Raw genomic sequence first — 17,669 nt, 5'->3', positions numbered from 1 at the left:
AACCGGCTTTGCCGGGCCGGGGGTGGCGTCCCCCCTCGGGGGGGATGACGCGCAGCGTCTCAGGGGGGAGGTCATCGCAGGCGCATCAGCGCCGCGCTCGCCAGTTCGGCCATGCGCGCCAGGAATTCGGTGCCCAGGGTGGCATCAAAGCGCTGCGGGTCGTGCGAGCCCAGCACCAGCAGGCCAAAAGCGGGGGTGGCGCTGTCGATGGCGCCTTCGCGCAGCGGCAGCAGGGCCAGGGACTGGGGTGGTTCGCCCGCCTCGCCGGCCAGCCAGGCGGCGGGCTCAAAACCCAGGTTGGGGCCGCAGAACGGCATGGTCAGCGAGGAGGCGAAGGCCTGGGCGTCCTCGCTGGCGCCCTGGGTGAAGTCGGCGTCGATATAAGGCCCTGCAACACCCCACACGCGCACGGCAGCCTGCGGCACATCGAACAGCGTGCGCAGCCCGTCCACCACGGCCTGGGGCAGGTCCATGGGGTCGCGTACCTGCAGCAGGGCGCTGGTCCAGTGGTCCACCTTGGCGGAGATGGCGGCGTTCTCGTTGCCGTGGCGCACCATTTCCATGATGCGCTGCTCAAGGCCCTTGATCTTCTCGCGCAGCATTTCTGCCTGGCGCTCTTGCAGGCTTACGGCGCGGGTGCCATGCGGGCTGGAGATCTGCACGCTGGCCAGCACCTCGGCGTGGCGCTCGAAAAAACCGGGTGTCTGGGTGAGAAACTGGGCGATGTCGTCTTCGGTGATCGGAGGAATGTGGGAGCTGGTGGTCATGGCGTGTCAGGGAGTTCGATCTGGCCGTCAAAAACAGCGGTGGCTGGGCCGGTCATGAAAACGGAGTCGGCCTCCTGGCCGCTCCAGGCAATGGTGAGCAGGCCGCCGCGGGTCTGCACGTCCACCTGGGCGTCGAGCAGCCCCAGCCGGATGCCCGCTGCCACGGCAGCGCAGGCGCCGGAGCCGCACGCCAGGGTTTCCCCCGCGCCGCGCTCGAACACACGCAGGCGCACATGGCTGCGGTCCACGATCTGCAGGTAACCGGCGTTCACCCGCCGCGGAAAGCGCGGGTGCGATTCGATCAGCGGGCCGGTCTCGGCCACGGGCGCGGCGTCCACATCCTCCACCAGTTGCACGGCATGCGGGTTGCCCATGGACACCACCGCGACCAGGACAGAAGCATCTTGCGCAGACCCAGAGAGCGCCAGAGGCCATTTTTGCCCCACACCCTGGGCCACCGGCGTGAGGCCAGTCGCGTCAAAAGGCACCAGCGCCGCGTCAAACACCGGGCGGCCCATGTCCACCGTCACGCGGCCATCAGGATTGAGACGGGGAGCAATCACGCCGGCCAGCGTCTGTACGCGAATCGTGTCCTTGTGCGTCAGGCCCTTGTCATGCACATAACGCGCAAAGCAGCGCGCGCCGTTGCCGCACTGTTCCACCTCGCCGCCGTCGGCGTTGTGGATCACGTATTCGAAATCGATGCCCTCGCCCGGCGAGGGCCGCACGGTGAGAATCTGGTCGGCGCCCACGCCAAAGTGGCGGTCGGCCAGCCAGCGGTAGTGCGCCGGAGTCAGCCCCAGCCGGCCCCGCGTTTCGTCGAGCACCACGAAATCGTTGCCCGCGCCCTGCATTTTGGTGAAGCGAATCTTCATGGGCTGGATTATCGTCGGTGGGCTCCATCCACCCACAATAGCCCCGACACTCCCTGCCCCCATGGCCCGATTGCAAGCTTTTTCCGAGCCAGTGCCATCCGGATATGTACGGCCGAAAAGCAACCCGCGCCCTGCCCATAATTCAAGCATGCCCCGCACCACCCAACAACTGCACACCCACCGCGAACCCGTTGCCACCCGCCCTGCCGCCACCGTGCTGTTGCTGCGCGATGCACCGGACAACGGCGGGTTCGAAATCCTCATGACCCGGCGCTCGGGCACGGCCAGCTTTGCGCCTGGCGCCTATGTGTTTCCGGGCGGTGGCATCGATGCACTCGACGCGCAATCGCACGCCGCGGCCGACCGCCGCCCCGCGCAGGACGACCTGCACCTCACGCAGGCCATTGCCGCCATCCGCGAGAGCTTTGAAGAGCTGGGGGTGCTGCTGGCGCGCCATGCGGATGGCCCCCGCAAGGGTTGGATGGCCGATGCGCAGGACATCGCCGCCATCGACCGCCACCAGCCGTTTGCCGTGCAGTGCGCCGCACGCGGCCTGCGCCTGGCGGCCGACAGCGTGTACCTGCTGGCCCACTGGACCGGCGACCGCGACCTGCCCCGGCGCTTTGACGTGCCGTTTCTCGTGGCCCGCATGCCCGAGGGCCAGGAGCCCGTGGCCGACGAGGCCGAGCAGTTCGAGCCCGTGTGGGTGCGCCCTGCCGATGCCCTGGCGCGGCACGAGGCCGGACAGTTCTTCATGATCTTCCCCACCATCCGCACGCTGCAGCGGCTGGCCCAATTCGCCAGCACCCAGGCGGTGCTCGACGCCGTGGCGCACGAGCAGCCGCTGTGGGTGAGCTGCCCGCGCGCCGGCATCCTGGCGGGCAAGGAAGCGCGCTACATGGAAGACGAAGCGCCGTTTGGCGAGCTGGCCCTGGTCTGCCCCGACGGGCAGATCGTGCACCCGCTCGACTGGCAGGCCGAGCGCCCCGTGCCGCTGCTGCGCAACGTGATGCGCCTCACGGCCCCCAACCCCGGCGTGATGACCGGCCCCGGCACCAACAGCTACCTGGTGGGCGACCCGGCCACGGGCTTCATCGCCATCGACCCCGGCCCGGCCGATGCCGAGCACCTGGACAAGCTCTGGCGTGCCGCCGGGGGCGATATCCGCATGATCGTGTGCACCCATTCGCATGCCGACCACTCGCCCGGCGCCGCGCCGCTGCAGGCGCTGTGCGTGCAGGCGGGCCAGGCCAGGCCGCCCATCCTGGGCCTGCCATCGGCGCCCACGGCCCGCGCCGCCAGCCAGTTCACGCCCGACCGTTCGCTACAAAACAATGAGCTGCTCGCGCTGACCGGACAAACGCCAGAGGGAAAAATAACGCACACCCTGCAGGTCATCCACACCCCCGGCCATGCCGCCAACCACCTGTGCCTGCTGCTGCAGGAAGACGGCCTGCTGTTCAGCGGCGACCACATCCTGAACGGCAGCACCACCGTGATCGACCCGCCCGACGGCAACATGGCCGACTACCTCGATTCGCTCGACCGGCTGGATGCGGTGTGCGCCGAACACGGCGCGGAATTCATCCTGCCCGCCCACGGCTACGTGCTGGGCGGACCGATCCATGGGGCGCGCAGCGCGATTGCCCGGCTCAAGGCCCACCGCCTGGCGCGCGAGGCCAAGGTGCTGGCCGCCATGCAGGCGCTGCCCGATGGCAGCATGGAGGACTGGGTGCAGCGCGCCTACGACGACGTGCCCCCGCGCCTGTGGCCCGTGGCCCAGCGCTCGCTGCTGGCGCATGTCGAGCGCATCCGTTCGCTGCAGCCTGGCAATAACTGAACGACAAAAACACCTCACACCACCCATTCAATGACCGACAAGAACCCCGACCCCACCCACATCCGCCTGGCCAAACGCGTGGCCGACCAACTGAACTGCTCGCGCAGCACGGCCGAGCAGTTCATCGAAGGCGGCTTTGTGCGCGTGGACGGCCAGGTGGTGGAAGCCCCCGGTGCCCGCGTGCGCCCCGACCAGGCCGTGGCGGTGGCGCCAGACGCCAGCCTGCTGGAGCTCACGCCGGTCACGCTGCTGCTGCACAAGCCGGCGGGGTTCGAGGCTGGCCTGGGACTTCCGGCCGGGCAAGCCGCCCACGCCAGCCGCAGCCAGGGCGCGCCACAGGCCGCCACGCTGCTCGGTGCTGCCTCGCACCTGGCCGAAGACGCCTCGGGCATCCGCGTGCTGCAGCGCCATTTCCGGCAGCTCGAATGCTTCACGCCGCTGCCCACCGAGGCCAGCGGCCTGGTGGTCTACACGCAGGACAAACGCATCGCGCGCAAGCTGGCGGAAGACATCGAATCGCTGGAGCAGGAATGCATCGTCGAGGTGAAAGGCGAGATCGCCCCCAATGGACTGCAGCGCCTGTGCCACGGCCTCACGTTCAACGGCCGCCCGCTGCCGCCCATCAAGGTGAGCTGGCAAAACGAGACCCGGCTGCGCTTTGCGCTGAAGGGCATCCGCCCCGGGCAGGTCCCGGCGATGTGCGAGGCCGTGGGCCTGTCGGTGGTGGCCCTCAAGCGCATCCGCATCGGCCGCGTGCCGCTGGCCAAGGTGCCCGAGGGGCAGTGGCGCTATCTGCAGCCGTGGGAACGGTTCTAACCCACTGCGCGGCTGCGCGCTGCCCGGGGAAAGGATTCAAAAACAATAGCTGCCAGCGCTTGATTGACAAGCACTGGCAGCCATCTTTATCAATGTGTGAAGCGCGCCGATAAGCCGGATTCTGTGCACTGCCGGCCCTCTTGCGAAGACCCGCAGCGTGACCGCCATTACTCTGGGCCGGGTGTCGCCACCACGGCTCGATGCTACCTACCCGCCAGCTCTGCGGAACCACATCAACGCTGGCCTACTTGGTATTGCTGCGCGTAGAGATTGCCCGTTTCACCCCGAGCGGGCTTGCCCGCTCGGGGTGGCTGTTCGGACCCGGCTTTCGCCGGGTTCGGACAGCTCTCGCTGTCCTCTCGCCAGCTTGCGCTGGCGCCTCACAGAACACTCCGTGGCAGGTAGTTTCCACCCGGACTCGTCTCTGTTGCTCTGATCCTCACCTCACGGTGGGCAGCCGTTAGCTGCTACGCTGTCCTGTGCAGTCCGGACGTTCCTCCAGTGCCTGGTTTCCCAGATTGCACCAGCGGCGGTCTGGCGCGCTTCACAGGAGTGATTATCGCCCCGATCGGCATATCCATATGCTGCACACCCACGATGAACTGGGCCAGAATGCGTGGGCAACCCCTCTTTTCCCAGGAGACTTCCCATGAAAACCGACAACATTCTGCAAGCCATCGGCAACACCCCGCATGTGCGCATCAATCGCCTGTTTGGTTCGGGTGCCAACGTGTGGATCAAGTCCGAGCGCAGCAACCCCGGCGGCTCCATCAAGGACCGCATTGCGCTGGCCATGGTGGAAGACGCCGAAAAATCCGGTGCGCTGAAGCCCGGCGGCACCATCATCGAGCCCACCAGCGGCAACACCGGCGTGGGCCTGGCCATGGTGGCGGCCGTCAAGGGCTACAAGCTCATCCTCGTGATGCCCGACAGCATGAGCATCGAACGCCGCCGCCTGATGCTGGCCTACGGCGCCAGCTTTGACCTGACGCCGCGCGAAAAGGGCATGAAGGGCTCGATCGCCCGCGCGCAGGAGCTGCAGGCCCAGACGCCCAACTCATGGATTCCGCAGCAGTTCGAGAACCCGGCCAACATCGAAGTGCATGCGCGCACCACGGCGCAGGAAATTTTGGCCGACTTCCCCGACGGACTCGATGCGCTCATCACCGGTGTGGGAACGGGTGGCCACCTCACCGGCGTGGCGCGCGTGCTGAAAGCCAAGTTTCCCCAGCTCAAGGTGTTCGCGGTGGAGCCCACGCTATCGCCCGTCATCAGCGGCGGAGCTCCTGCGCCCCATCCCATCCAGGGCATTGGCGCGGGCTTCATCCCCAAGAACCTGGACACCAGCGTGCTCGACGGCGTGATCCAGGTCGATGCCGAACCGGCGCGTGAATACGCGCGCCGCAGCGCGCGCGAGGAAGGCATGCTGGTGGGCATCTCCAGCGGCGCCACGCTGGCGGCCATTGCGCAAAAGCTGCCCGAACTGCCCGCCGGCAGCCGCGTGCTGGGCTTCAACTACGACACGGGTGAGCGCTACCTGTCGGTCGAAGGCTTTTTGCCCACGGCTTGACGACCCACGCCGGGGGGCGCAGCAAGGCACAATCTCGCCCCACCATGGCCACCCAACACCACGCTCCCGTCCACATCCCAGCGGCGCACCCCGGTGCGCCGCTGAGCGCACAGCAAAAGAAGTTCAACCGCCACATCGAGCGCATCGCCCAGCAGCGTGCGTTGCTTGACGACTGGCAGCAGGCCATCGCCGCCTACCGCGAGCGCCATGCGCGCGAGGCCGTGCCGCTGCAAAAGATGCACCAGGAGCTGATGGTCGAGCTGGTGCAGTACCTGGACGCGGCCAGCGACAACACGAAGCTCACCAAGGCCGAGCGCCGCACCCTCGGCGAGGCCATCACCGACCGGCTCGCCGTGCTGATCGACACCCTCCCCGACGAGGCCATGCGCACCAGCCTCAAGGAGATCTACAACCGCCACAGCGGCAGCGACTACGACGCAGAAGAGGCCGCGGGCAACGACGTTGCCAAGGAGATGGCGCAGGCCATGGCGCGGCAGGTTTTCGGCGTGGACGTGGACCTGCAGGATGCCGACATGGAATCTCCCGAGGACTTCCTGCGCCGCCTGCAAGAGCAGTTGCAGGCCCAGCAGGAACGGCATGAACAGGCCGGGCAGCAGCGCGAGGCCCGCCGCGCCGCGCGGCCGCGCAAGCCCAGCGCCCGCGAGCTCAAGGCCCAGGAAGAGGCGGCGCAAGCCACGCAGTCGGTGCGCGAGATCTACCGCAAGCTCGCCAGCCACCTGCACCCCGACCGCGAAACCGACCCCGCCGAGCGCGAGCGCAAGACGGTGCTGATGCAGCGCGTGAACCAGGCCTATCAGGACAACAAGCTGCTCGACCTGCTGCAACTGCAGCTGGAAATCGAGCAGATCGACTCCGAGCACATCGCAGGCCTGAGCGAGCAGCGCCTGCAACACTACAACCGCGTGCTGGCCGAGCAGTTGAAGGAACTGCAGCAGGAGGTGCGGGACGTGCAAGACCATTTCCTGATGGCGTTCGGGCTCGACCCCTACCAAAACCTCAAGCCCGCGGGCCTCTTGCGCGAGCTGCGTGCGCACCTGCAGATCGTCGAGTACGAGAACCTGCAGCTGCGCAAGGCGCTGAACGCCTTGCGCGCCGACCCGGCCACGCTCAAGGGCTGGATCAAGGCCGAGCGCCAACAGCAAAAGGCGCAGCAGGACGACATGGGCGAGTGGTTCTGACGCCGCCCTTCAGGCGCTGTCCCGATAGCGGCCCGGGCGTGCCGACAAACCGCCACCATCACCAGAAACACCAGCAGGCGCTTACTGGAAAATCGTTTTATGCTATCAATAGCATTGCAAATATGGCGATCAGAACTGGGATTGCTGCGCGCACGCGGGCCTTGCCACGGGCCCATAGGCCGCCATGAACGCAGCCACCGCGCGCTGCACGGTGGCGCCGATTTCTTCGGCTGACATCGGCTCCAGGGTCTGGAACAGAAAGCGGTCCAGCCATTCGGCCTCCAGCAGCCCCCGCAGGTGCAGGGCGGCAATGCGGGCATCGGCCTGGCGCAACTGGCCCGCGTCCATGGCCTGCTGCAAAAACGCTGCCGTCACCGCCTCGCTGCGCACGGGACCGAGTTCGTAGCACTGGCGTCCCAGCTCCGAGCGCCCGGCCTCGGCAACGATGAGGCGGCGCACCGCCTGCACCTGGGGCGAATACAGCAGCGTGAGCAGGCCCTGGCCGAACTTTTGCAGCGCCTCGGTCATGTCCCCCACGGTGGCATCCAGGGCGGCGAGGGTGGCCTGGAACTCGGCCTCGGTGGCACCGAACACCACGGCCAAAAACAGCTCTTCCTTCGACGCGAAGTAGTTGTACAGCGTGGCCTTGGAATAACCCAGGCGCTCGCAGATGGCCGACATCGTGGCCCGCTCGAACCCCGTTTCCTGAAAAACCTCGGCGGCGGTCTCCAGGATGGCCTGCCGTCTTGTCTCGGTTTTGGCGCGCATGTCAACCTCTTTATTTTTGAACCAATGGGTTCAGTTTATCTTGATTTCACCAAAAACCAAAGCTAAACTAAACCGATCAGTTCATTTAATGGAGTATGAATGCTTCACCACAGCACGCAGCCCGCGCCCACCTTGCGCCGGCTGGTCTCGCCCCTCACGGCCCTGGGCGCCGCCCTGTTTCTGGCCGGATGTGCCCAGTTGCCCGACCTGGGCGCCACGCCCCAGCCCCAATCGGCCGACACTTTCCAGTCCACCGCCTCCCTGCAGGCGCCCAGCGCCCTATGGCCCGCCGAGCAATGGTGGTCAGCCTACGGCGACGCCCAGCTCAACGCGCTGATCGACGAGGCGCTGGCCGACGCGCCCGACCTGGCTGCCGCCGCGGCGCGGCTGCAACGGGCGGACGCCGTGATGCAGATCACGGGTTCTGCCAACCAACCGCAGGTCAGCGCCAATGCGTCCGTCACCGGCGACAAACTCAGCTACAACCACCTGATCCCCCGCTCGCCCGCCACCGAGGGCCTGAACGACTACGGCCGCGCCACGCTGGATGTGCGCTGGGAGCTCGATTTCTGGGGCAAGAACCGCGCCGCGCTGGCCGCCGCCACGTCGGACGTCGAGGCCAGCCGCGCCGAGCTGGCGCAGGCGCGCCTGTGGCTGGCTACGGGCGTGGCCGCCAATTACGCCGAACTGAGCCGCCTGTATGCCAACCGTGACACCGCCGCCCGCGCGGTGGAGATTCGCCGCAAGACCGCCAGCCTGTTTGCCCAGCGCTTTGACAACGGCCTGGAAACGCGCGGTGGCCTGCGCAATGCCGACGCCCGCCGCGCCGTGACCGAAGGCGAGCTGCTGGCCATTGACGAGCAGATCGCGCTGCAGCGCAACCGCCTGGCCGCCCTGCTGGGCGCGGGCCCCGACCGGGGCCTGGCGCTGCAGCGGCCCACCCTGGTGCTGAACCGCGCTTTTGGCCTGCCCGCCGAGCTGTCGGCCGACCTGCTGGGCCGCCGCCCCGACGTGGTGGCCACGCGCCTGCGGGCCGAGGCCCAGGCCCGCCGCATCGACCAGAAGAAGGCCGAGTTCTACCCCAACGTGAACCTGTCGGCGCTGATCGGCGTGCAGTCGCTGGGGCTGGACATGCTGGCCAAGGGCGGCTCGGGCATTGCCAGCTTCGGCCCGGCGATTTCGCTGCCGATCTTCAGCGGCGGCCGCCTGCAGGGCGAGCTGCGCGGCGCGCACGCCGGTTATGCCGAAGCCGTGGCGCAGTACAACGCCACCGTGGCACGCGCGCTGCAGGACGTGGCCGACAACGCGGTCAGCCAGAAGGCCCTGGGCCAGCGCCTCATCAAGGCGCAAGAGGCCGTGGACGCCGCTACCGAGGCGCACCGCGTGGCCAGCAACCGCTACGAAGGCGGGCTGGCGACCTACCTGGAAGTGCTGACGGCCGAAGACGGCCTGCTGAGCGCCCTGAGCGCCCAGACCAACCTGCGCTCGGCCTCGCTCACGCTCGACATCGGCCTGCAGCGTGCCCTGGGTGGTGGCTACCAAGCCGCCCCGGCCCGCACGCTGGCCAGCGCCGCCAAGTAAGCCCCCCCCATCCACACAAGTACAACGCACAAGGAATTCCCATGTCTGACAACACCACCAGCTCCACCGCCGCCGACGCCATCGTCAAAAAGCGCCGCAATACCCGTCTGGCCATGCTGGGCGGCGTGGTGGCGCTGGCCGCCGTGGGCTCCACCGCCTACTGGAAGCTGCACGCCTCGCATTTCGTCTCCACCGACAACGCCTATGCCGCCGCTGAAGTGGCGCAAATCACGCCCGCCGTGGGCGGCACGGTGATGGAGGTGAAGGTGAGCGACACCGACGCGGTGAAGCAAGGCGATGTGCTGCTGGTCATCGACCCCACCGACGCCCAGCTGGCCGTGGCCCAGGCCACGGCGGAACTCGACCGCGCCACGCGCCGCGTGAAGAGCCTCATGGCCAACGACACCAACCTCAGCGCGCAGATCAGCGCCCGCGAGGCCGATGCCCAGCGCGCCAGCGCCCAGCTGGCGGCCGCGCAGGCCGACTTCGAGCGCGCCAAGGTCGATCTGCAGCGCCGCCAGGCGCTGGTGGCCTCGGGCTCGGTCTCGGGTGACGAGCTGACGCGCGCCAAGAATGGCTTTGACGCCGCCACCGCGCAGCTGGCCGCCGCCAAGGCCGCCGCCGCGCAGGTCACGGCCAACCAGCGCTCGGCCGTGGCCGCCAAGGAGGCCAATGCCGCCCTGATCAGCCAGAGCACCGTGGACACCAACCCCGAAGTGCTTGCGGCCCGCGCGCGCCTGGACCAGGCCAAGGTCGATCTGGCGCGCACCGTGATCCGCGCGCCGCTCGGCGGCGTGGTGGCCAAGCGCATGGTGCAGCTGGGCCAGCGCGTGCAGCCCGGCATGCCGCTGATGGCGGTGGTGCCCGTGGATGAGATCTACGTCGATGCCAACTTCAAGGAAGTGCAGCTGGAAAAAGTGCGCGTGGGCCAGAGCGTCACGCTGCACGCCGACATCTACGGCAAGGGCGTGACCTACCAGGGCGTGGTCGAAGGCTTCTCGGGCGGCTCTGGCTCGGCCTTCTCGGCCATTCCGGCGCAGAACGCCACGGGCAACTGGATCAAGGTGGTGCAGCGCCTGCCGGTGCGCGTGAAGCTCGATCCAGCCCAGCTGCAGGCCAACCCGCTGAAGGTGGGCCTGTCGATGCATGCTGAAATCGACACCCGCACGGGCGGCCAGCAAGCCGCTGCCGCCGCCCAAGCCCCCCGCACCGCCGCAGCGAACTGAGCGGGACCGCCACCATGAGTCAAGCGACGACGGCGCCCGACGCGCCGGCCCCCCTGGCCCACGACGGTGTGGCGCCCCTGAAGGGCCCTATGCTGGCCGTGGCCGCCCTGATGCTGGCTGCTGCCAACTTCATCGCGGTCCTCAACATGACCATCGCCAACGTGGCGGTGCCCAACATTGCCGGCGCGCTCGGTGCCGCCGCCAGCCAGGGCACCTGGGTCATCACCTCGTTCGCCGTGGGCGAGGCCATCACGGTGCCGCTGACCGGCTGGTTTGCGGCGCGCTTCGGCCCCGTGCGCGTGTTCGTGGTGTCGATGGTCCTGTTTGGCATCTTCTCCATCCTGTGCGGCCTGTCCACCTCGATCGGCATGCTGGTGGTGGCGCGCGTGTTCCAGGGCCTGAGCGGCGGCCCGCTGATGCCGCTGTCGCAAACGCTGATGCTGCGCATCTTCCCCAAGGACAAGGCCGGGGCCGCCATCGGCATCTGGTCGATGACGACGCTGGTGGCGCCCGTGGTCGGCCCCATCCTGGGCGGCTGGCTGGTCGATGACTTCACCTGGAACTGGGTGTTTTTGATCAACGCCCCCATTGCCATCGGCTTCGGCCTGGGCGCCTGGAAGCTGCTCCAGCACATGCAGGATGCCCCCGTGCGCAACCCGTTCGACAAGGTGGGCCTGGTGCTGCTGCTGGTGTGGGTGGTGGCGCTGCAGCTGGTGCTGGACGAGGGCAAGAACCTCGACTGGTTTGCCTCCAGCCAGATCGTGGCGCTGACCATCATCGCCGTGGTGGGCTTTGCCGCCTTCCTGATCTGGGAGCTGCACGAGAAGCACCCGGTGGTGGACTTGCGCGTGTTCCGCCACCGGGGCTTCAACGCTGCCGTGATCACCGTCAGCGTGGCCTACGCCGCCTTCTTCGGCGTCAGCGTGCTCACGCCGCTGTGGCTGCAGAGCTTCATGGGCTATACCGCCACCACGGCGGGCCTGGCCACCGCCTGGACGGGCGTCACCGCGCTGCTGGTCGCGCCCATCGTGGCGTCGAGCAAGCGCGACCCGCGCGCGCTGGTGTTCTTTGGCGTGCTCTGGATGGGCCTGGTGACGCTGTGGCGCACGCTGGCCAACAGCGACATGGCGTTCTGGGACATTGCCATTCCGCTGGCCGTGATGGGCTTTGCGCTGCCGTTCTTCTTCATCCCGACCACGGGCATCGCCCTGGGCAGCGTGGACGAGCGCGAGATGGACTCGGCCGCCGGCCTGATGAACTTTTTGCGCACCCTCTCGGGGGCGTTCGCCACCTCGGTGGTGACCACCGTGTGGGCCAACCAGACCACGCGCAACCATGCCGAACTGGTGGGCCTGGCCGACCGCGATGGCAGCGTGCACGCCATGCTGACGCAGTCGGGCACACCGTCCGACGCGGCCACACAGGTGGTGGATTACCTGATCGTTTCGCAAAGCGGCATGTTGTCCACCAACCAGGTCATGACGGGCATTGCCGTGATGTTCTTCATCGCCGCCGCGATCATCTGGATCGCCCCGAAACCCACCCGTGTCATCGAACCGGGGGCCGGTGGGCATTGACCTCAGAAAGGAGCAAACCATGTTCAAACACATTCTGGTTCCCACCGATGGCTCGGAGCTGTCCTTGGGCAATGTGGTGCGGGCTGCTGCTTACGCCAAGGAAACCGGCGCCCGCATCACGCTGTTCTACGCCCAGCCCGAGGCGCCTTCGGCCTATGCCGGGATGGGCGCGGTCAGCAACGCGCACCTCGGCCAGGAACTCCAGACCCGGCTGGACGAAGCCGCCACGGAAATCCTGGATGCGGCAGAAAAGCAGGTGCTTGCGGCCGGCGCCAGCTGCCAGCGCGTGGTGCGGGTGGGCAACAAGCCGTATGAGCTCATCATCGCGGCGGCCGACGAGCATGGCTGCGACCTGATCTTCATGGCATCGCACGGGCGCTCGGGCGTCAGCGCCCTGTTGCTGGGCAGCGAGACGCAGAAGGTGCTGGCGCATTCGAAGATTCCGGTGCTGGTGTACCGGTAGAAAGTTCTGCGGCACGGCCGGTAAAATCGGCCTCTCCCGCATTGCCCCTCGCCCGATAACCACGGGCCCGCAAGACCATGATCCGCCTTTCTGAAATCCGGCTGCCCTTCACGGTGGCCGAAGCCCCCGAGGCGCCCCTGCGCGCCGCCACCACCCGCATCCTGGGTCTGGCAGATGCCGATATCGCCCAGCTGCAGGTCTTCAAGCGCAGTTTCGATGCGCGCAAGGCCGATCTGCTGGCGGTGTACATCGTCGACATCGCACTGGCCGATCCCGCGCAGGAAGCCGCCCTGCTCGAACGATGCGCGGGCAACCCGCACATCCAGCCCACGCCCGACATGGCCTGGCGCCCCGTGGGCCAGGCACCTGCCGACCTGCCCCTGCGCCCCGTGGTGGTGGGCTTTGGCCCCTGCGGCATCTTTGCGGCCCTGGTGCTGGCGCAGATGGGTTTCAGGCCCATCGTGCTGGAACGCGGCAAGAACGTGCGCGAGCGCACCCAGGACACCTGGGGCCTGTGGCGCAAGCGCGAGTTGAACCCCGAAAGCAATGTGCAGTTCGGCGAAGGCGGCGCGGGCACCTTCAGCGACGGCAAGCTCTACAGCCAGATCAAGGACCCGCGCCACCTGGGCCGCAAGGTGATGGCCGAATTCGTCAAGGCCGGCGCCCCCGAGGAAATCCTGTACGTGGCGCACCCGCACATCGGCACCTTCAAGCTGGTGAAGGTGGTGGAGAGCCTGCGCGCGCAGATCATCGCGCTGGGCGGCGAGATCCGCTTTGAACAGCGCGTGACCGACCTGATCGTGGAAAACGGCCCGCAAGGCCGCCATGTGCGCGGCCTGAAGGTGCTGAACCAGGCGACGGGCGCTACCACCGAGCTCGCGGCCTCCCATGTGGTGATGGCGCTGGGCCACAGTTCGCGCGACACCTTCGCCATGCTGTACGAGCGGGGTGTGCAGATGGAAGCCAAACCGTTTTCCATCGGCTTTCGCATCGAGCACCCGCAGGGCGTGATCGACCGCGCGCGCTGGGGCCGCCACGCGGGCCACCCACTGCTGGGCGCGGCCGACTACAAGCTGGTGCACCACGCCGCCAACGGCCGCGCGGTGTACAGCTTCTGCATGTGCCCCGGCGGCACCGTGGTGGCCGCCACCAGCGAGCCGGGCCGCGTGGTCACCAACGGCATGAGCCAGTATTCGCGCAACGAGCGCAATGCCAATGCCGGCATGGTGGTGGGCATCGACCCGCACGACTATCCGCGCGACCCCGATGCCTACGCGGCCGCACTGGGCGCCACCCACGGGGTCGAGGCCCTGGCCGCCGACCGGCACCATCCGCTGGCGGGCATCGTGCTGCAGCGCCAGCTGGAATCGGGCGCCTATGTGCAGGGCGGCAGCAATTACAGCGCGCCCGGCCAGCTGGTAGGCGATTTCATCGCAGGCCGGCCCTCCAAGGATCTGGGCAGCGTGGAGCCCTCGTACAAGCCCGGCGTGGCGCTGGGCGATCTGCACGCCGCCCTGCCCGGCTATGCGATCACAGCCCTGCGCGAGGCCCTGCCGGTGTTCGGCCGCAAGATCAAGGGTTTTGACATGCACGACGCCGTGCTCACCGGCGTGGAAACACGCACGTCGGCGCCGCTGCGCATCGACCGCGGCGACCACCTGCAAAGCCCCAACACCCCCGGCCTGTACCCGGCCGGCGAAGGGGCGGGCTACGCGGGGGGCATTCTTTCGGCGGGCGTGGACGGCATCAAGGTGGGCGAGGCCGTGGCCCGCAGCCTGCTGGGCTTGGGCTGATACGCGCCGCCATGAAAAAACCGCCAGGGACCTGGGCCCACTGGCGGTTCGTGAAAGAAGCGGCCGCAATCAGCTGTTGGGCTGGCTGTTCTGCAGCGCAGCGATGCGCTCTTCGATCGGCGGGTGGGTGCTGAACAGCTTGCCGATGCCGCCGGCAATGCCCATGGCCGCCATGCTTTTCGGCAGCTCGGCCGGGTGCATGCCGCCCAGGCGGGCCAGGGCGTTGATCATGGGCTGGCGGCGCCCCATGAGCTGGGTGGCGCCCGCGTCGGCGCGGAACTCACGCTGGCGCGAGAACCAGGCCACGATGATGGCCGCCACGAAGCCCAGCACGATGTCGAGCACCACGGTAGTGACCATGTAGCCGATGCCGGGGCCCGAACGGTTCTCGTTGTTCTTGTTGAGGAAGCTGTCCACCGCGTAGCCGATCACGCGCGACAGGAACACCACGAAGGTGTTCATCACGCCCTGGATCAGCGTCATGGTGACCATGTCGCCGTTGGCAACGTGGGCCACTTCGTGGCCGATCACGGCCTCGACTTCCTCGCGCGTCATGCCCTGCAGCAGGCCCGTGGAAACGGCCACCAAGGCCGAATTCTTGAACGCGCCCGTGGCAAAGGCGTTGGGATCGCCCTCGAAGATGCCGACCTCGGGCATGCCGATGCCGGCCTTGTCGGCGAACTTGCGCACGGTCTCGACGATCCAGGCCTCATCGGCGTTGCGCGGCTGCTCGATGATCTGCACGCCCGCACTCCACTTGGCCATGGGCTTGCTGATCAGCAGCGAGATGATGGCACCGCCAAAGCCCATGACAAAGGCAAAACCAAGCAACGCGCCCAGATTCAGGCCGTTGGCCGTGAGGTAGCGGTTGACGCCCAGCAGGCTGGCAACAATGCCCAGCACGGCCACCACGGCCACGTTGGTCAAGAGGAACAAAATAATGCGTTTCATGGGTTCTCCACAGAGGTGCGGGGGACTGGAACGGCACACATGGGGGTGGCTGCGCGCTCCTTCAAGCCGGGGTCACAGCGCTGCAGATCCCATGGTGTGGTTGTTTTTGCGGGGCGCGCTGCGGAATACGAGGGAATCATCATAGAAGGAAAAGTTCTCATTCCCGGGCCACCAGCCCGGTATCCCCAGCACGGGCAATGGCACAAAGGGCTTGGCCACCAGGTGCTCGGGCTGCAGCTGCTGCGCCAGCCAGGCATCGAGAGATGCCGCTGAATCCATCGCTGCCTGCGCTTGATAGACATGCGCGGTGATGGGTTTGCGCGGATAAACCAGTTTTTCCAGCAGCGCGTGGCCGAACAACACCAGCCGGGCCTCGCACCACAGCGGGCGCAGTTCCACAAATAGCCGCCGCCAATCGCGCGCATTCAGCGCCTGCCACAGCGGCGCCGGAGCATCAAGCACGGCACCGTTTTCATCGAACACCGTGAGCGCATCCCGCAGCGCCCCCCGCACCGCCTGAACGCCATCGGCCGCGATCGCCCGGGCCTGCAACTGGTTCAGCCGCCGCTTGGTCAGCGGAAACTGCAGCCACACCAGGCCGTTGAAGAAGTCATGCAGGTTGTCGCGCGTGGGCACACGGCGGGTGTCGAAGATGAACTGTTCGTAGGCGGTGCCATCGGGCAGTTCGGACTGGGGGACAAAACGCATTGGCCCCCTGCCCGCACCCAGTGCCGCCTGGAGCGCACTGTGCACGGTATCGCCCCGCACAATCCGCTGCGCCACCGGTTCTCCCGTGGCCCGCCAGGGCGCAAGCCAGGCAGCGCCCCAATCCACGGCGGCTACACCAGCCGCCACGGCAGCGCTTCACCCGCGCGCAAAGGCTTGAGCTCGGCTTCGCCAAACGCAAAGCTGTCAGGCGGGGTCCACGATTCGCGGCGCAGGGTGATGGTGCCGGTGTTGCGCGGCAGGCTGTAGAAGTCGGGGCCATGGAAGCTGGCGAAGCCTTCCAGCTTGTCGAGCGCACCGGCGTTGTCGAACGCCTCGGCGTACATCTCGATGGCGGCGTGGGCCGTGTAGCAGCCCGCGCAGCCGGTGGCGTGTTCCTTGAGGTGCGCGGGGTGCGGCGCGCTGTCGGTACCCAGAAAGAACTTGCTGCTGCCGCTGGTGGCGGCCTGCACCAGGGCCACGCGGTGGGTTTCGCGCTTGAGCACGGGCAGGCAGTAGTAGTGCGGGCGGATGCCGCCCGTGAAGATGGCGTTGCGGTTGTAGAGCAGGTGGTGCGCCGTGATGGTGGCGGCGGTGAAGCGGTCGGCGCCTGCCACGTAGTCGGCGGCGTCCTTGGTGGTGATGTGCTCGAAGACGATTTTCAGCTCGGGGAAATCGCGGCGCAGCGGGATGAGCTGCTGCTCGATGAACACGGCCTCGCGGTCGAACAGGTCGATGTCGCTGCTGGTCACTTCGCCATGCACCAGCAGCAGCAAACCGGCCTTCTGCATGGCTTCGAGCGTCTTGTAGGTCTTGCGCAGGTCGGTCACGCCCGCGTCGCTGTTGGTGGTGGCGCCAGCGGGGTAGAGCTTGCAGGCCACCACGCCCGCCGCCTGGGCACGCACGATCTCTTCGGGCGGCAGGTTGTCGGTGAGGTACAGCGTCATCAGCGGCTCGAACTGCACACCACCATCTTCACGTGGAGGCACGGCCGCCAGGATGCGCTGCTGGTAATCGAGCGCCTGCGCGGCCGTGGTCACGGGCGGGCGCAGGTTGGGCATGATGATCGCGCGGCCGAACTGGGCGGCGGTGTGCGGCACCACGGTGTGCAGGGGCTCGCCGTCGCGCACATGCAGGTGCCAGTCGTCGGGGCGGGTGATGGTGAGGGTGTCAAGGGCGGCAGTCATGGCCGCCATTGTCCCATCCCTGCCCGCTATCGGGAATTTGCCATCGCGTCCCGGATGGCGGCAGCCATGGGTTTATTCAGGGTCGTAACCGGCGAGATCCAGCGCCTCACGCAGCGAATCGAGCGCATCGCGCACGAGGAAGGTTTCCGCATCGTCCCGGGAACACGCCCGGATGCCCTCATGGCCGATGTTCTTGACGAAGCGCGCCAGCGCCTGGGCGTTTTCGGGTGTCAGCTCAGCGGTGATGACCACGGGTTGTTTCATTGTCAGTATCTCGTTCAGGCTTCAGGCCATTGCGGCCGCATGCCGGGAGATTCCGGCCAGGGGCATCTTACCGGCGGATGGGACGCG

16 protein-coding genes and 1 other RNA gene are annotated in these 17,669 nt (G+C 67.6%); 9 read left to right on the top strand and 8 right to left on the bottom strand.

Annotated features, from left to right (window positions below; all coding sequences use genetic code 11):
• Nucleotides 1–71: 71 nt before the first annotated feature.
• Both BLW02_RS06910 and dapF read right to left on the bottom strand, forming a co-directional pair.
• Nucleotides 72–767, bottom strand: coding sequence for a DUF484 family protein (locus BLW02_RS06910; RefSeq protein WP_092697632.1), 696 nt, complete (start codon nucleotides 765–767; stop codon nucleotides 72–74).
• A complete protein-coding gene (dapF, locus tag BLW02_RS06905) occupies nucleotides 764–1,642 on the bottom strand; it encodes a diaminopimelate epimerase (RefSeq protein ID WP_092697631.1) in 879 nt (292 codons plus the stop codon). The genes BLW02_RS06910 and dapF overlap by 4 nt, the downstream gene beginning before the upstream one ends.
• Before the next feature lie 148 nt (nucleotides 1,643–1,790).
• On the opposite strand from dapF, the gene BLW02_RS06900 reads away from it, so the two are divergent.
• Together BLW02_RS06900 and BLW02_RS06895 are read left to right on the top strand one after the other, a co-directional pair.
• Complete coding sequence (locus BLW02_RS06900) at nucleotides 1,791–3,482, top strand: MBL fold metallo-hydrolase (RefSeq protein ID WP_092697630.1); 1,692 nt, start codon at nucleotides 1,791–1,793, stop codon at nucleotides 3,480–3,482.
• Nucleotides 3,483–3,512: 30 nt separating this feature from the next.
• Nucleotides 3,513–4,298 (top strand): rRNA pseudouridine synthase, encoded by a 786-nt coding sequence (locus BLW02_RS06895; protein ID WP_092697629.1) that lies wholly within the window; start codon nucleotides 3,513–3,515, stop codon nucleotides 4,296–4,298.
• Nucleotides 4,299–4,392: 94 nt separating this feature from the next.
• On the opposite strand, the gene rnpB is transcribed toward BLW02_RS06895, so the two are convergent.
• Nucleotides 4,393–4,844: RNase P RNA component class A (rnpB, locus tag BLW02_RS06890), an RNA gene on the bottom strand.
• Between the two features lie 103 nt (nucleotides 4,845–4,947).
• On the opposite strand from rnpB, the gene cysK reads away from it, so the two are divergent.
• Together cysK and BLW02_RS06880 are read left to right on the top strand one after the other, a co-directional pair.
• Entirely contained in the window at nucleotides 4,948–5,868 is a 921-nt protein-coding gene (cysK, locus tag BLW02_RS06885) for a cysteine synthase A (protein ID WP_092697628.1), read from the top strand.
• Between the two features lie 44 nt (nucleotides 5,869–5,912).
• Entirely contained in the window at nucleotides 5,913–7,067 is a 1,155-nt protein-coding gene (locus tag BLW02_RS06880; RefSeq protein ID WP_092697627.1) for a J domain-containing protein, read from the top strand.
• A 129-nt stretch (nucleotides 7,068–7,196) separates the two neighbouring features.
• Here BLW02_RS06880 and BLW02_RS06875 read toward each other — a convergent pair whose 3' ends face one another.
• Entirely contained in the window at nucleotides 7,197–7,835 is a 639-nt protein-coding gene (locus tag BLW02_RS06875) for a TetR/AcrR family transcriptional regulator (protein WP_092697626.1), read from the bottom strand.
• A 99-nt stretch (nucleotides 7,836–7,934) separates the two neighbouring features.
• Here BLW02_RS06875 and BLW02_RS06870 point away from each other — a divergent pair, with 99 nt between their 5' ends.
• The 5 genes from BLW02_RS06870 to BLW02_RS06850 all read left to right on the top strand — a co-directional run bounded on the left by BLW02_RS06870 (nucleotide 7,935) and on the right by BLW02_RS06850 (nucleotide 14,475).
• Nucleotides 7,935–9,416 carry an efflux transporter outer membrane subunit gene (locus BLW02_RS06870; protein WP_092697625.1) on the top strand — a complete coding sequence of 494 codons (1,482 nt, stop codon included), beginning with the start codon at nucleotides 7,935–7,937 and terminating at the stop codon, nucleotides 9,414–9,416.
• Between the two features lie 41 nt (nucleotides 9,417–9,457).
• Nucleotides 9,458–10,642 carry an HlyD family secretion protein gene (locus BLW02_RS06865; protein WP_092697624.1) on the top strand — a complete coding sequence of 395 codons (1,185 nt, stop codon included), beginning with the start codon at nucleotides 9,458–9,460 and terminating at the stop codon, nucleotides 10,640–10,642.
• Between the two features lie 14 nt (nucleotides 10,643–10,656).
• Nucleotides 10,657–12,219 carry a DHA2 family efflux MFS transporter permease subunit gene (locus BLW02_RS06860; protein WP_342029663.1) on the top strand — a complete coding sequence of 521 codons (1,563 nt, stop codon included), beginning with the start codon at nucleotides 10,657–10,659 and terminating at the stop codon, nucleotides 12,217–12,219.
• 19 nt (nucleotides 12,220–12,238) lie between these two features.
• Nucleotides 12,239–12,682, top strand: a complete 444-nt coding sequence (locus BLW02_RS06855; RefSeq protein WP_092697622.1) for a universal stress protein — start codon at nucleotides 12,239–12,241, stop codon at nucleotides 12,680–12,682.
• A gap of 77 nt (nucleotides 12,683–12,759) precedes the next feature.
• Nucleotides 12,760–14,475 carry an NAD(P)/FAD-dependent oxidoreductase gene (locus BLW02_RS06850; RefSeq protein WP_092697621.1) on the top strand — a complete coding sequence of 572 codons (1,716 nt, stop codon included), beginning with the start codon at nucleotides 12,760–12,762 and terminating at the stop codon, nucleotides 14,473–14,475.
• A 69-nt stretch (nucleotides 14,476–14,544) separates the two neighbouring features.
• On the opposite strand, the gene htpX is transcribed toward BLW02_RS06850, so the two are convergent.
• From htpX to BLW02_RS06830, 4 genes are all read right to left on the bottom strand, one after another.
• Entirely contained in the window at nucleotides 14,545–15,426 is an 882-nt protein-coding gene (gene htpX / locus BLW02_RS06845; protein WP_092697620.1) for a protease HtpX, read from the bottom strand.
• A gap of 72 nt (nucleotides 15,427–15,498) precedes the next feature.
• A complete protein-coding gene (locus tag BLW02_RS06840; protein ID WP_092697619.1) occupies nucleotides 15,499–16,281 on the bottom strand; it encodes a DUF3025 domain-containing protein in 783 nt (260 codons plus the stop codon).
• A complete protein-coding gene (gene pyrC / locus BLW02_RS06835; RefSeq protein WP_092697683.1) occupies nucleotides 16,266–17,318 on the bottom strand; it encodes a dihydroorotase in 1,053 nt (350 codons plus the stop codon). The genes BLW02_RS06840 and pyrC overlap by 16 nt, the downstream gene beginning before the upstream one ends.
• A gap of 72 nt (nucleotides 17,319–17,390) precedes the next feature.
• A complete protein-coding gene (locus BLW02_RS06830; RefSeq protein WP_026436664.1) occupies nucleotides 17,391–17,582 on the bottom strand; it encodes a DUF7706 family protein in 192 nt (63 codons plus the stop codon).
• Between the last annotated feature and the right edge of the window lie 87 nt (nucleotides 17,583–17,669).

Source organism: Acidovorax soli (genome assembly GCF_900107605.1).
Lineage (GTDB): Bacteria > Pseudomonadota > Gammaproteobacteria > Burkholderiales > Burkholderiaceae_C > Acidovorax > Acidovorax soli.
This window is presented reverse-complemented; position numbering and strand designations above follow the sequence as displayed.

What these genes read in the sequence shown, in the direction of transcription:
- BLW02_RS06830 (WP_026436664.1), bottom strand. Translation starts at nt 17,582, where the DNA reads ATGAAACAACCCGTGGTCATCACCGCTGAGCTGACACCCGAAAACGCC.
- BLW02_RS06880 (WP_092697627.1), top strand. Translation starts at nt 5,913, where the DNA reads ATGGCCACCCAACACCACGCTCCCGTCCACATCCCAGCGGCGCACCCC.
- BLW02_RS06870 (WP_092697625.1), top strand. Translation starts at nt 7,935, where the DNA reads ATGCTTCACCACAGCACGCAGCCCGCGCCCACCTTGCGCCGGCTGGTC.
- pyrC (WP_092697683.1), bottom strand. Translation starts at nt 17,318, where the DNA reads ATGACTGCCGCCCTTGACACCCTCACCATCACCCGCCCCGACGACTGG.
- BLW02_RS06895 (WP_092697629.1), top strand. Translation starts at nt 3,513, where the DNA reads ATGACCGACAAGAACCCCGACCCCACCCACATCCGCCTGGCCAAACGC.
- cysK (WP_092697628.1), top strand. Translation starts at nt 4,948, where the DNA reads ATGAAAACCGACAACATTCTGCAAGCCATCGGCAACACCCCGCATGTG.
- BLW02_RS06910 (WP_092697632.1), bottom strand. Translation starts at nt 767, where the DNA reads ATGACCACCAGCTCCCACATTCCTCCGATCACCGAAGACGACATCGCC.
- BLW02_RS06855 (WP_092697622.1), top strand. Translation starts at nt 12,239, where the DNA reads ATGTTCAAACACATTCTGGTTCCCACCGATGGCTCGGAGCTGTCCTTG.
- BLW02_RS06860 (WP_342029663.1), top strand. Translation starts at nt 10,657, where the DNA reads ATGAGTCAAGCGACGACGGCGCCCGACGCGCCGGCCCCCCTGGCCCAC.
- BLW02_RS06850 (WP_092697621.1), top strand. Translation starts at nt 12,760, where the DNA reads ATGATCCGCCTTTCTGAAATCCGGCTGCCCTTCACGGTGGCCGAAGCC.
- BLW02_RS06875 (WP_092697626.1), bottom strand. Translation starts at nt 7,835, where the DNA reads ATGCGCGCCAAAACCGAGACAAGACGGCAGGCCATCCTGGAGACCGCC.
- BLW02_RS06900 (WP_092697630.1), top strand. Translation starts at nt 1,791, where the DNA reads ATGCCCCGCACCACCCAACAACTGCACACCCACCGCGAACCCGTTGCC.
- htpX (WP_092697620.1), bottom strand. Translation starts at nt 15,426, where the DNA reads ATGAAACGCATTATTTTGTTCCTCTTGACCAACGTGGCCGTGGTGGCC.
- dapF (WP_092697631.1), bottom strand. Translation starts at nt 1,642, where the DNA reads ATGAAGATTCGCTTCACCAAAATGCAGGGCGCGGGCAACGATTTCGTG.
- BLW02_RS06865 (WP_092697624.1), top strand. Translation starts at nt 9,458, where the DNA reads ATGTCTGACAACACCACCAGCTCCACCGCCGCCGACGCCATCGTCAAA.